Source organism: Streptomyces sp. NPDC008137, assembly GCF_042957035.1.
Classification (GTDB): domain Bacteria; phylum Actinomycetota; class Actinomycetes; order Streptomycetales; family Streptomycetaceae; genus Streptomyces.
The window spans coordinates 34,813-46,848 of the sequence record NZ_JBIBHN010000026.1 but is presented as its reverse complement, the minus strand read 5'-3'; the positions used below and the strand labels follow the sequence as shown (position 1 = coordinate 46,848).

Sequence of the window (12,036 nt, the reverse complement as noted above, 5' to 3'; positions counted from 1 at the left end):
TAAGGAGTCATCGGCGCGACAGTGGTGTCCATGGAAACGAACCAGGCACAGACACTCATCGCAATGATCTTCGTACTCGGGACGCTGGTCCTCCTGGTCCTCCCGTCAGTGATCGGCATCGCGCGCGACAGGCGCGTCGACCGTCAGATCCGGGAGGCCCAGGAGGCCAGGGAGAGCGAGCCGGCTCAGAAGTCCTCGTCCAGGTCGACGGTGCCCTCCACCGCCACCTGGTACGCAGAGGGGCGCCGCTCGAAGAAGTTGGTCAGCTCCTGAACGCCCTGCAGCTCCATGAAGGAGAAGGGGTTCTCGGAGCCGTACACCGGAGCGAAGCCGAGCCGGCTGAGCCGCTGGTCGGCGACGCACTCCAGGTACTGCCGCATCGACTCGGTGTTCATGCCCGGGAGGCCGTCACCGCACAGGTCGCGCGCGAACTGCAGCTCGGCCTCGACGGCCTCCCGCAGCATGTCCGTTACCTGCTGCTCCAGCTGGTCGTCGAAGAGCTCCGGCTCCTCCTTGCGGACGGTGTCGACCACGTCGAAGGCGAAGGACATGTGCATCGTCTCGTCCCGGAACACCCAGTTGGTGCCGGTGGCCAGGCCGTGCAGCAGACCGCGGCTGCGGAACCAGTAGACGTAGGCGAAGGCACCGTAGAAGAACAGGCCCTCGATGCACGCGGCGAAGCAGATCAGGTTCAGCAGGAAGCGACGCCGGTCGGCCTGGGTCTGCAGGCTCTCCAGCTTCTCGACCTCGTTGATCCACTTGAAGCAGAACTCGGCCTTCTCACGGATGGACGGGATGTTCTCGACCGCGTCGAAGGCCGCCGCCCGGTCCTCCGGGTCGGGAAGGTAGGTGTCGAGCAGCGTCAGATAGAACTGGACGTGCACGGCCTCCTCGAAGAGCTGGCGCGACAGGTACAGGCGCGCCTCCGGGGAGTTGATGTGCTTGTACAGCGTCAGCACCAGGTTGTTCGCGACGATCGAGTCGCCCGTCGCGAAGAACGCGACCAGCCGGCCGATCATGTGCTGCTCGCCCTCGGACAGCTTCGCGAGGTCGGCGACGTCCGAGTGGAGGTCGACCTCCTCCACGGTCCAGGTGTTCTTGATGGCGTCCCGGTAGCGCTCGTAGAAGTCCGGGTAGCGCATGGGGCGCAGGGTCAGCTCGAAGCCCGGGTCGAGGAGATTGGCGTTACGGGTGGTCATTACTGGCAGGCCTCGCAGGACTCGGGGTTTTCCAGGGAGCAGGCGACCGCGTCGGGGTCGGCGGTCTGCTGGACGGGGATGGTCTTCTCGGGCTGCGCCTGGGCCTGTGCGGCGCGGGCGATGCGGGTCGCCGGGCGCGAGCGCAGGTAGTACGTCGTCTTCAGCCCGGCCTTCCAGGCGTAGGCGTACATCGAGGAGAGCTTGCCGATGGTCGGCGTCTCCATGAAGAGGTTCAGGGACTGGGACTGGTCCAGGAACGGCGTCCTGGCCGCCGCCATGTCGATCAGGCCGCGCTGCGGGACCTCCCACGCCGTGCGGTAGAGCGCCCGTACGTCCGCGGGGATCCAGGCGAAGTCCTGCACCGAGCCGTTCGCCTCGCGCAGCGCCTCCCGGCTGCGGGCGTCCCACACGCCGAGCCGCTTCAGCTCGTCCACCAGGTAGGAGTTGACCTGGAGGAACTCGCCCGACAGCGTCTCGCGCTTGAACAGGTTGGACACCTGCGGCTCGATGCACTCGTACACGCCCGCGATGGAGGCGATCGTGGCCGTGGGCGCGATGGCGAGGAGCAGGGAGTTGCGCATGCCGGTCGCGGCGACGCGCTCGCGCAGGGCCGCCCAGCGCTCGGGCCAGGTCAGCTCCACGTCGTAGTGGTCGGGGTGCAGCACGCCCCTGGCCGTACGGGTCTTCTCCCAGGCCGGCAGCGGGCCGTTGCGCTCGGCCAGGCCGGCGGAGGCCTCGTACGCGGCGAGCATGATCCGCTCGGCGATACGGGTCGAGAGCGCCTTGGCCTCGGGCGAGTCGAAGGGCAGGCGCAGCTTGAAGAAGACGTCCTGCAGACCCATGGCCCCCAGGCCGACCGGACGCCAGCGGGCGTTGGAGCGGCCCGCCTGCTCGGTCGGGTAGAAGTTGATGTCCACGACCCGGTCGAGGAAGGTCACGGCGGTGCGGACGGTCTCGTCCAGCCGCTCCCAGTCGATGTCCCCGCGGGTCTGGTCGACGAAGGCGCCGAGGTTGACCGAGCCCAGGTTGCAGACCGCCGTCTCCCCGTCGCTGGTGACCTCCAGGATCTCCGTGCAGAGGTTGGAGGAGTGGACGACGTGGCCCGGCTCGGCCGTCTGGTTGGCGGTGCGGTTGGCGGCGTCCTTGAACGTCATCCAGCCGTTGCCGGTCTGCGCGAGGGCGCGCATCATGCGGCCGTACAGCTCACGGGCCGGCAGGGTCTTCTTCGCCAGGCCCTTCGCCTCGGCCGCCCGGTACGCGGCGTCGAACTCCTCGCCGAACAGGTCGACCAGCTCGGGCACGTCCGAGGGGGAGAACAGCGACCACTGCCCGTCGGCGTTGACCCGCCGCATGAACTCGTCCGGCACCCAGTGCGCGAGGTTCAGGTTGTGCGTACGGCGGGCGTCCTCGCCGGTGTTGTCGCGCAGCTCCAGGAACTCCTCGATGTCGGAGTGCCAGGTCTCCAGGTAGACCGCGGCCGCGCCCTTGCGGCGGCCGCCCTGGTTCACGGCGGCGACCGAGGCGTCGAGGGTCTTCAGGAACGGGACGATGCCGTTGGAGTGGCCGTTGGTGCCCCGGATCAGCGAACCGCGGGAACGGATACGGGAGTACGAGAGACCGATGCCGCCCGCGTGCTTCGACAGCCGCGCCACCTGGTGGTACCGGTCGTAGATCGAGTCCAGCTCGTCCTGGGGGGAGTCCAGGAGGTAGCAGGACGACATCTGGGGGTGCCGGGTGCCGGAGTTGAAGAGGGTGGGGGAGGAGGGGAGGTAGTCGAGGCGGCTCATGAGCCCGTAGAGCGCGGCGACCTCGTCGACGGACTGCGCCGTGTCGTTTTCGGCGAGACCGGCGGCGACGCGCAGCATGAAGTGCTGGGGCGTCTCGACGACCTTGCGGGTGATCGGGTGGCGGAGCAGGTAGCGGCTGTGCAGGGTCCGCAGGCCGAAGTAGCCGAAGCGGTCGTCGGCGGCCCGGTCGATCAGCGCGTCCAGCCGGGCGGCGTGCAGGCGCACGAACTCGGCGGTCCGGTCGGCGATCAGGCCCTCCCGGTGGCCGACCGCGACGGACTCGGTGAAGGACGTGACACCCTGCGAGGCGGCCTCTTCACGGATGCCGATCGTCAGCAGCCGTGCGGCCAGCCGGGAGTAGGCGGGGTCCTCGGAGATGAGGCCGGCGGCCGACTCCGTCGCGAGCTCGCGCAATTCCGTCTCGTCCGCCCGCGCGGACCGGCCGCGCAGCGCGGCGGCGGCGACCCGGCCGGGGTCGGCGTCGGGGAGATCGGCGGTCAGCTCGGTCAGGGTCCGCAGCAGCGCGGCACCGGGGCCGTCGTGCTCTTCTTCGGAAGCTGAGACCGGTTCGGCTGGCGCGATGGTCACGTGGGGCTCTCCCTCGCTCGGCAAGGGGCCTCGCGCAGGGCGGGGGGGCAGCACACGAGCGCACACGGCGTCGCGTCCACCGGCCCATTCCACGAGGCCCGGACGTCAGGGCACCCCGGCCGGACGGCCGGGTGCGCTGTCGGCAGGTCCTCGGACTGACGCTTGTGCATGAAACATGCACAAGTACACCGTTGCGGGACAGTTCCGGATTCGCACCGGATTCCCCTGCGACGACAGCGAGCACGAGCATACATCTTGTGCCGGGTACGGGTGGCACCCCCAGATGTTGTGTCGCGCTGGTGTCGGAGCGTCAGCTGACAGGTGAGAAGAGTGATGCCCTGTCGGCGTTTCCCCATCGGGTTGCGCGGCGTGCGGGGAGTGCTTCCATGGAAGTAGGTGCCGACGTCCGCGGGTCCTCCGTACTGGGAAGCAGATCGCCCTCGGAGGGAGTACTCACATGACGAGGGTCGTCCGTCGCACACCGGGCAAGGAGCGGCCGCGCAACGCGCCGATGGCCACGCTGGATCTGCGACGGGCGGCGAGACGGACCAGTCGCGTCGTCGTCGGCCACTGGCACAGCCTGACCATCCGTCTCGAGGCCCGCCGCGGCACCACCCGGCCCAGGAAGTGGCGCAGGTGGTTCTCCTACACCAACGTGCTCCGGATGGTCTGGGCGGTCGGCGCCCTCGTGGTCTTCGGCTGGATCGGGGCCGGCGTACACATGCTGGTCACCGACCAGCAGACCACGGTCGAGAGATGGCAGAAGGAGCCGGGGCTCGACGCCCTGCTCCGTTTCATCGGTCCGGTCCTCACCGCTTCGGTCGCCGCCGCGCTCTTCATGTTCTGGTGGTACAGCTGGAACAAACGGCGATACCTCGTGAAGGCGCGCAGGGACCCGCACAAGCTCGTGCTCACGGCCGGGCAGGACTCCACCGAGATCGTGGGTCGCGAGGAGCTCGCGCAGGTCATCGCCCAACGGCTGAGGGAGCGCGGCACTCGTCGGCCCTATCTGCTCGTGGGCGGTGTCGGCACGGGGAAGACCGCCGTCCTTGTGCGGCTCACCGAACTACTGGCCCAGGAGCGTGCCGTGCCCGTGCCGATCCGGCTGCGGGACGCCGACGGCGGGACCGATCTGAACTTCGAGCGCATGGCCAAGCAGCGTTTCGCCGAGGTGGCGCCGCAGGGCATTCTGGCCCGCACCAAGACCGATCGGGTCTGGCAGCAACTGCTTGCCGACGACAAGCTGGTCGTCATCGCCGACGGACTCGAAGAGGCTCTTCTCGACGGCGGTGTTCAGCAGAACCGGGACAACATCATCCGCTGTGCCATCGAACGCGCCTATGAGGAGCGGCTGCCGGTGGTCATCGCCTCCCGGCCGCACAGTCCTCTGGACACCACGCCCGCGGCGATCGTGGAGCTGGAACCGCTGAGCGAGGAGGAGGCGCTGCAATTCGTCAAAGACTCCGTACCGGAGACGGACGAGCGCCGCGTGGACTGGATCGTGGAGACGGCCGAGGTGACCGAATCGCCCGTCTATCTGCAGATCGCCCGTGAACTGCACCGGCACGGCGCCCTGGAACGGGACCGTCCGACCGACGACCCGAAGCGTCTGAACACACGCAGCCGGGACCGGAGCACGCTTCGGTTGTGGCTGTTGGACACCTGGGGCCGTGCCTTGCACGAGGGCCGGCTGCGTGAGGACGTCGCGCTGACCCCGCAGGAGCGCCGGGACACCCTTGCGGTGGTCTCCGCTCTGGCCTGCGTGGGACTGCTTCAAGACAAGCTGGAAGTGGACTTCGCGGAGTTGCTCGGCCCGGACGTCCAGCCCGGTGGGCCTCTGTGGGTCAGGGTGCCTGGCACCGACCGGTACGGCGACAACGGGGAGGCCTTCTCCGAGTGGCACCGGGAACGGATCTGGGCAGCGCTCCGCGCCAGGCTCGGCGACGAGGAGGCGAGGCGGCTGCAGATGGGGAACATGGCGCAGTGCCACGCCGTGCTCGCCCGTCTGGTGGGCAACGCGGACAAGCTCGGGCTGTTGGAGAGCTCCGAGACGAAGGCGCGCTTCCCGCACAGCATCCTGCAGGCCTACTTCGGTTTCCGTCTGCTGAGCCACCTGGAGGAGGCCGACGCCGGCGAGCTGATCGAGCAGGCGCTGCGACCGCCCGGCCCCGGACGTGAGCTGCTGGTCGCGGTCGTGTTCATGTCCCGCGGGCGGGTGGGGAGACGTCCTCCCCGAGCCGGCGGCGTCGGGGCCGGGTTCCAGGAGGGGAAGAACGAGCCGTCGCGGAGCAGCCCCGTGCGTGGGCGCGCCCTGTCCGAGCGGCTCTGCGCGGCCGCGCAGCATCGGCCGGACGACCCCAAGACCCTCGACCTCTACGCGGCCGCCCTCGAAGTCGAGAGTGTGGAAGCCGACCCGGGACGACTGGGCGACATCGTCGAGAGGGTGGCGGCCGACTGGTCGGGCATCCAGGGCGATCAGCGCACTCTCGAGGACGCGAAACTGCGGCTGCTCAAGCAGCTGGGCGCGGCGTCGCGGCAGGCCTCCAAGAAGATCGACACCACGGCGATGTACGAGAAGATCTTCGAGCTGGGCATCGCCGAGCCCTCGTACTCCATCCGCCTGGCCGTCGCCCAGGAGTTCGGCAGCGGCGGCAACGAGGCGTTCGCCGTGATCCGTGAGCGGGTCGGTCTCAACAGTGACCCCATAGGGGAGTACAACGCCAAGATCCTCGAAATGAAAGCCGAGAACACGAGGGAATTCGAAGCGTGGACCTCGAGAATGGGGCAGGCCAGATCCGCCCGTGCGTCCTCGCCTGCCGCGTCCGTCGAGGCCATCGACCGGCTGCAGATCGAGCGCGAGGAACTCAACCAGCGGTACGAGAACCAACGGGTCGAACTGCTGCGTGAGTTCGTGATGCGGGCCTGGATGCTGCCCATGCTGCTGGGGTCGGTCGACGACTCCCACCGCGGCGAGGCCCGGGAGCGCCTCACCAAATGGCTCCTCCACCTCGACCCGGCCCATACGGACGGCGCCCCCGATATGCCGCTCGCCCTGGAGGCGGCGCTGGCCCAGGGCTTCAAGTACGCGGCCAACCGGCGCCAACGCCATCCGAACACGGACCCCGGCAGAAGCGTCGACCTGATCCGGCAGGCGGAGACCGTACTGCAGCAGACCCGGTGCTGGTACTCGCAGCTCAGCCTGCTCCAAGCGCTGTGCCTGTGGGAACTTCCCGACCGGCTCGGCCACCATGACCGGAACGGCGACACCACGGCAGGGCCGAGCGACGATCACCACGGGTCGCGCGAGCCGCTCCTGGCGATCGGTGGTTCCACCGCCGTGCAGACCGTGCGGCGCTGGCTGGCGATGGCCGGCACGGTGAACGCACCGCCCGGCCCGCCCGGTGCGAACGGCGACTCGCCGCGGCGGCTGCTGCACCCGTTCGTCGCCGAGGCGGGCGATCTGGTGGCCCTCGCCCTGGAGACCGGCCAGCCCGAACGCTTCCTCTGGATCGACGAGAAGGGCGTCGCCGACAACATCGGTTCCCGTACGGACCACTCCGGCGCCTACCGCAAGCACAACCTGTGGATCCCGCCCTCGGTCGGCTGGAGCACCCTCGACGGGAGGGCCCAACGTCTCGTCGCCGACGTGCTGGTGATGCTGAACCTCATCGAACGGGACGGAAACCCCGACGAGGTCGAGGAGCGCATGGCCCGCGCGGAGCAGTCCGGGATGCCTCTCCCACCGTGCCTGCGCACGAACCGCGAGCCGCTGCGGCCCGGCGCCCGGGTCGGTACCGCGAACCCGCCCGCACCCGGCACCACATGCCTGCCCGACTGCAAGTTCCAGCTCTGCCCGTACCCTCCCCACGACTCCGTGCCCCGGGGAGAGATCCGAGAGCCGTTCTGCCGCCAGCAGCAGGCCCTGCTGCCCGGACGGCTGCGCCGCTGGTTCCCCAGGCTGTTGCGCCGGAAGACGCCGCCCTGGGTGAGCATGCGCGTCCGTGAGCTGGACCGCTTCTGGCATGCGATGGCCGCGCGCACCCGCGACTAGGACGGCGGGCGGACACGCCGACGGGCCGCCGGGTGCTCTCCCGACGGCCCGTGCTGCGCTGGGATCAGTGCGAGGTACCCGCCGTGGCCGGCGGCAGTTCCACCTGCACCCCGGGGTCGCCGGCGTCCGCCGTGTAGTCCTCCGGCTTGGTCTCGTCGATGCCGTCGGGGGCCTTGAGGGCCTTCAGGGCGAAGGTGAGGACCACCGTCACCACCACGTTCAGGACGAACGCCGTGAGGCCGATGTAGCCGATCTCACCGATGCCGGGGATCTCCTTCGAGGAGCCGCCGAAGTGCTTCTGCGTCGGCGAGGCGACCCCGTACGCGGCGGCCGTGCCGTAGATCATGCCGACCGCCCAGCCCGCGAGCAGCGCCCAGCGGTGGAACCAGCGGGTGAACAGGCCGCCGACCAGGGCCGGGAAGGTCTGCAGGATCCAGATGCCGCCGAGCAGCTGGAAGTTGATGGCGACGGTCTTGTCCATAGTGAGGACGAAGGCCAGCGCGCCCACCTTCACCAGCAGGGAGACCAGCTTGGAGACCTTGGTCTCCTGCGCGGGCGTGGCGTCCGGCTTGAGGAAGTCCTTGTAGATGTTGCGGGTGAAGAGGTTCGCGGCCGCGATGGACATGATGGCCGCCGGCACGAGCGCTCCGATGCCGATCGCCGCGAAGGCCACACCCGCGAACCAGTCCGGGAACATCGTCTCGAACAGCTGCGGGATCGCCAGCTGCCCGTTCTGCACCTTGATCCCGGCCGCGATCGCCATGAAGCCGAGCAGCGCGAGCAGGCCCAGCATCAGCGAGTACAGCGGCAGGATCGTGGTGTTGCGGCGGATCACCTCACGGCTGCGCGAGGACAGGGTCGCCGTGATCGAGTGCGGGTACATGAACAGCGCGAGCGCCGAGCCGAGCGCCAGCGTGGCGTACGTCCACTGGCCCGCCTCCGCCGGCACCAGCGCACCGCGCGCCGCGCCCGTCGCCGGGTTGGTCTGGCTGTAAGCGTCGCCCGCCTTGGCGAAGATCTCGTCGAAGCCGCCCAGCTTGATCGGGATGTAGATGATCGCCACCGCGATGACGATGTAGATCAGGGTGTCCTTGACGAAGGCGATCAGGGCGGGGGCCCGGAGGCCGGAGGAGTAGGTGTAGGCCGCCAGCACGCCGAAGGCGATGAGCAGCGGCAGGTCCTTGATGAACCAGTTGGTGTCCTCGCCGCCGCCGACGCCCATCACGTCCAGCACGGCCTGGATGCCGACGAGCTGGAGCGCGATGTACGGCATGGTCGCGAGGATGCCGGTGACGGCCACGGCCAGGGACAGGCCCTTGGAGCCGAAGCGGCCGCGCACGAAGTCGGACGTCGTCACGTACCCGTGCTTGTGGGACACCGACCACAGGCGGGGGAGGAAGGTGAAGATCAGCGGGTACACCAGGATCGTGTACGGCACCGCGAAGAAGCCGGCCGCGCCCGCCGCGTAGATCGCCGCCGGTACGGCCACGAAGGTGTACGCCGTGTAGAGGTCTCCGCCGAGCAGGAACCAGGTGACCCAGGTGCCGAACGACCGGCCGCCCAGGCCCCACTCGTCGAGGCTGTTCTCGTTCTCGGCCTTGCGCCACCGCGAGGCCAGGAAGCCCATGACCGTGACGAGCAGGAAGAAGAAGATGAAGACGGCGAGCGCGACGCCGTTCACGCCGTCCTTCACCGCGCACCTTCCTTACGGGCGCGCTGGTCACGCTGCCACAGCTTGTACGCGGTCATCGTCAGCGCGGTGGAGATGAGCACCCACGCCATCTGGTACCAGTAGAAGAACGGGATGCCGATGAAGGCCGGGTCGGTCTTGGCGTACGAGCCGACCCACAGCATGGCCACGAAGGGCGCTATGAGGCAGACGGCGATGACGACGCGCGTCGGCGTCACCACCGGCCCTCCGCTGGCTTCTGGGGCTTGCGACATCAAGCGACTCCGTCCCCTCAGTGATCACCTGTGTAATGCGCAGGCAATCTAGGTCAGGGTGCGGCGGGAACGGAACCCCCCGTCTGCAATGCGGTACCTAATAGAAACCGGCCTTCACCAGCGGTCCACGCGTGCGCTACTCGACAGGCCGCTTCAGCCGGGCCACGAACTTGTACCGGTCCCCCCGGTACACCGACCGCACCCACTCGACCGGCTGCCCCTCCCGGTCCAGAGAGTGCCGGGACAGCATCAGCATCGGCAGGCCGACGTCCGTGCCGAGCAGGCCGGCCTCGCGCGGGGTGGCCAGCGAGGTCTCGATGGTCTCCTCGGCCTCCGCGAGACGGACGTCGTAGACCTCGGCCAGCGCGGTGTACAGGGACGTGTACTTCACCAGCGACCGGCGCAGCGCGGGGAAGCGCTTGGCGGACAGATGGGTGGTCTCGATGGCCATCGGCTCGCCGTTGGCCATGCGCAGCCGCTCGATGCGCAGCACGCGTCCGCCGGGCGTGATGTCGAGCAGGCCGGCGAGGCGGTCGTCGGCGGTGATGTAGCCGATGTCCAGCAGCTGCGAGGTGGGTTCCAGGCCCTGCGCGCGCATGTCCTCGGTGTACGAGGTCAGTTGCAGCGCCTGGGAGACCTTCGGCTTGGCGACGAAGGTGCCCTTGCCCTGGATGCGCTCCAGCCGGCCCTCGACGACCAGCTCCTGCAGCGCCTGGCGCACGGTGGTGCGCGAGGTGTCGAACTCCGCCGCCAGCGTGCGCTCGGGCGGGACCGGCGTGCCGGGCGCCTGAGTGTCCGTCATGTCGAGCAGGTGCTTCTTCAGGCGGTAGTACTTGGGCACGCGTGCGGTACGGACGGGCGCCCCGTTCTCGTTCTCCGCACTGCTGACGTCGGTGCTCATGCTCCGCCTTCCCGGCTCGGTCCGCCGACACGATCTCACTTGTATACCGTCGGCGCCGCTTTTGGTCTAGTCCACCACATCCAGTGGTCTACCCGAAGTATGGCGTGTGCAGTCGGCTTTTCGCTGGCTTATTACTTAAAGGACCCTGCATATGTAGGTCGCATAACGGCTGGTCAGAGCCTTATCGGGCCTCTTGACAGGTCTCGTGGGCCAGGCCAAGCTCCTCCCTACTGGTCTACACCAATGGTCCAGCTGAGGAGGGTGGCGTGAAGCGCAAGCTGATATCCGCGATCGGTATCGCGGGCATGATGGTCTCCATCGCGGCGTGCGGGGGCGAGGGCGGTGGTTCGGACAAGGGCGGCGCGGACGCCAAGGAGCTGACCGTCTGGCTCACCGTCGACGCCCAGAACAACTGGCCGCAGCTGGTGAAGGCCGCCGACGCCGCGGTCAAGAAGAAGCACCCCGGCCTCAAGATCAACCACGAGTACTACGGCTGGCCCGACAAGAACGCCAAGCTCGACGCCGTCCTCGCCACCGACAAGGCGCCCGACGTGGTCGAGATGGGCAACACCGAGATGCTCGGCTACATGGTCAAGGGCGCCTTCGCCCCCCTCGACCCGGCGAAGTTCGACAACTCCGACGCCTGGCTGGACGGCCTCAAGGCCTCGGTCACCTACGAGGACAAGACCTACGGCGTCCCGTACTACGCCGGCGGGCGCGTCGCCAACTGGCGCAAGGACCTCGCGGCTTCGGCCGGCGTGAAGACGCCCCCGAAGACCTACAAGGAGCTGACCGCCGCCCTGGACAAGATCCAGAAGAAGGAGGGCGGCAAGTTCAACGCCTGGTACCAGCCCACCCGCGACTGGTACGCGGCCATGTCCTTCGTCTACGACGCCGGCGGCGCCATCGCCACCGAGTCGGGCGGCCAGTGGAAGGCCTCTCTCTCCTCGCCCGAGTCCCTCAAGGGCCTGACGGAGTTCAAGAACGTCGTCGACTCCTACATGCACGGCGACAAGACCAAGGACGAGTCCGACCGCTACATCGTCTACGGCCAGGGCAAGTCCGCCATGATCTTCGCCGCCGCCTGGGAGGGCGCGACCGCCGAGGACCCGAAGAACGACAAGACCGGCAAGCTCAAGGGCAACCTCGAGAACTTCGTGATGCCCGGCCCGTCCGGCAAGAACATGCCCGTCTTCCTGGGCGGCTCCGACCTCGCCGTGCCGGTGAAGTCCGACGCGCAGGACCTGGCCGCCGAGTGGATCAACGCCTACACCGGTTCCTCCGGGCAGAAGGGCCTGATGGCCAAGGGCAATCTGCCCAACAACAAGACCGACCTCGCGACGCTGAAGAACGACCCGGCGACGGCGGTCCCCGCCACCGCGGCCGAGTCCAACTGGTTCGTCCCGATGGCCCCCGGCTGGGGCCAGGTCGAGAAGGCGCAGATCCTGCAGACCATGCTGCAGTCCATCGGCACCGGCAAGAAGTCGGTCGAGGCCGCCGCCAAGGACGCGGACGCCGCGATCGACAAGGTCATCAACACGAAGTGACCTACGGGCGGGGCTCCTC

At 68.7% G+C, this 12,036-nt stretch carries 7 protein-coding genes and 1 riboswitch; of the genes, 2 read left to right on the top strand and 5 right to left on the bottom strand.

The features are described 5' to 3' along the window. Nucleotides 1-185 precede the first annotated feature (185 nt). Both ACFZBT_RS30890 and ACFZBT_RS30885 read right to left on the bottom strand, forming a co-directional pair. On the bottom strand, nucleotides 186-1,199 hold the full coding sequence (locus tag ACFZBT_RS30890; RefSeq protein WP_391110402.1) for a ribonucleotide-diphosphate reductase subunit beta: 1,014 nt from the start codon (nucleotides 1,197-1,199) through the stop codon (nucleotides 186-188). Beyond that, a complete protein-coding gene (locus tag ACFZBT_RS30885; RefSeq protein ID WP_391110398.1) occupies nucleotides 1,199-3,574 on the bottom strand; it encodes a ribonucleoside-diphosphate reductase subunit alpha in 2,376 nt (791 codons plus the stop codon). The genes ACFZBT_RS30890 and ACFZBT_RS30885 overlap by 1 nt, the downstream gene beginning before the upstream one ends. Nucleotides 3,575-3,697: 123 nt before the next feature. Then, a riboswitch (cobalamin riboswitch) is annotated at nucleotides 3,698-3,841 on the bottom strand. A gap of 190 nt (nucleotides 3,842-4,031) precedes the next feature. Between ACFZBT_RS30885 and ACFZBT_RS30880 the strand changes: the two genes are divergently transcribed. Beyond that, a complete protein-coding gene (locus ACFZBT_RS30880) occupies nucleotides 4,032-7,625 on the top strand; it encodes an ATP-binding protein (protein WP_391110395.1) in 3,594 nt (1,197 codons plus the stop codon). Between the two features lie 64 nt (nucleotides 7,626-7,689). On the opposite strand, the gene mctP is transcribed toward ACFZBT_RS30880, so the two are convergent. The 3 genes from mctP to ACFZBT_RS30865 all read right to left on the bottom strand — a co-directional run bounded on the left by mctP (nucleotide 7,690) and on the right by ACFZBT_RS30865 (nucleotide 10,470). Further along, nucleotides 7,690-9,318 (bottom strand): monocarboxylate uptake permease MctP, encoded by a 1,629-nt coding sequence (gene mctP / locus ACFZBT_RS30875; RefSeq protein ID WP_391110392.1) that lies wholly within the window; start codon nucleotides 9,316-9,318, stop codon nucleotides 7,690-7,692. Next, a complete protein-coding gene (locus tag ACFZBT_RS30870) occupies nucleotides 9,315-9,569 on the bottom strand; it encodes a DUF3311 domain-containing protein (protein ID WP_391110389.1) in 255 nt (84 codons plus the stop codon). Before ACFZBT_RS30870 ends, mctP begins: the two co-directional genes overlap by 4 nt. Before the next feature lie 136 nt (nucleotides 9,570-9,705). Next, nucleotides 9,706-10,470 (bottom strand): UTRA domain-containing protein, encoded by a 765-nt coding sequence (locus ACFZBT_RS30865; RefSeq protein WP_391110386.1) that lies wholly within the window; start codon nucleotides 10,468-10,470, stop codon nucleotides 9,706-9,708. A gap of 266 nt (nucleotides 10,471-10,736) precedes the next feature. On the opposite strand from ACFZBT_RS30865, the gene ACFZBT_RS30860 reads away from it, so the two are divergent. Then, the gene (locus tag ACFZBT_RS30860; protein ID WP_391110383.1) at nucleotides 10,737-12,017 is read left to right on the top strand and encodes an extracellular solute-binding protein; all 1,281 of its coding nucleotides are present in this window, start codon (nucleotides 10,737-10,739) and stop codon (nucleotides 12,015-12,017) included. Nucleotides 12,018-12,036 lie beyond the last annotated feature (19 nt).

Bases quoted from the DNA above. Each gene is read 5' to 3' on its own strand.
- ACFZBT_RS30890 (WP_391110402.1), bottom strand. From the start codon at position 1,199: ATGACCACCCGTAACGCCAATCTCCTCGACCCGGGCTTCGAGCTGACC.
- ACFZBT_RS30880 (WP_391110395.1), top strand. From the start codon at position 4,032: ATGACGAGGGTCGTCCGTCGCACACCGGGCAAGGAGCGGCCGCGCAAC.
- ACFZBT_RS30870 (WP_391110389.1), bottom strand. From the start codon at position 9,569: ATGTCGCAAGCCCCAGAAGCCAGCGGAGGGCCGGTGGTGACGCCGACG.
- ACFZBT_RS30865 (WP_391110386.1), bottom strand. From the start codon at position 10,470: ATGAGCACCGACGTCAGCAGTGCGGAGAACGAGAACGGGGCGCCCGTC.